At 59.0% G+C, this 847-nt stretch carries 1 pseudogene; it reads right to left on the bottom strand.

The annotated features are described in order from the left end of the window. Positions 1-811 (bottom strand): annotated as a pseudogene (locus tag TU75_RS28285) (transposase); the annotation flags it as partial. Positions 812-847 lie beyond the last annotated feature (36 nt).

The following is an 847-nucleotide window of genomic DNA, read 5'->3' as shown; positions in this document are numbered from 1 at the left end:
GCTTCGCGGTCACAGCAATCCAGGGCGAAGGTCACGCTCAGTTTGGCGCCGTCCTCACAGCGGAACTCAAAGCCGTCCGAGCACCAACGCGTATCACTGGTTTGCACCGCAATACGACCCTCGTGCCGACGCGGCACGCCGGGCTGTTTGATGCGCCGCGCCAACAGCAGGTCGTGATCGCGCATGACCCGGTAAACCCGTTTCACATTGATCGCCGGCAGCGACTGGGTTTCACGGGCACGACGCAGCAATCCCCAAACACGACGGTAGCCATAGCTGGGCAGTTCGCTGATCTGTTGCTGGATTTCAACCACCAGATCAGCATCGTCCACAGGCCTGCGGCGCCGTACTTTGAGCGATACCGATTGCTTGATTCGAACCGTTAATTGCGAGCGCGCCACACCGAGACATTCGCTGACCAGCTTCACTGGTCGTCCCCCGGCAACAAGGGTGAGTGCGCAATCCATTTTCGCGACCGGGCGATCTCCACGGCCTCTTTGAGGATTTCTGCTTCCATCGTTTTCTTGCCCAGCATCCGTTGCAGTTCACGGATCTGCTTGAGCGCATCGCTCAACTCCGAGGCGGGCACAACGGCTTCACCGGCACTGACCGCCGACAGACTGCCGTCCTGATATAACTTGCGCCATAGGAACAGCTGGTTGGCATTGATGCCGTTGCGTCGAGCGACCACCGAAACGCTTTGCCCTGGCTCAAGACTCTCGCGAACCATGGCCAGTTTTTGCTCCGGGCTCCAGCGGCGCCGCCGCTCCTGGCCCAAAAGCTCCCCACTCTTGTCGTTGCTATTAGTCATAAACATAACCGTTTGCCTATCCCTTATCGTAAGGGG

The organism is Pseudomonas poae, from assembly GCF_001439785.1.
Classification (GTDB): Bacteria; Pseudomonadota; Gammaproteobacteria; order Pseudomonadales; family Pseudomonadaceae; genus Aquipseudomonas; species Aquipseudomonas poae.
This window is presented reverse-complemented; position numbering and strand designations above follow the sequence as displayed.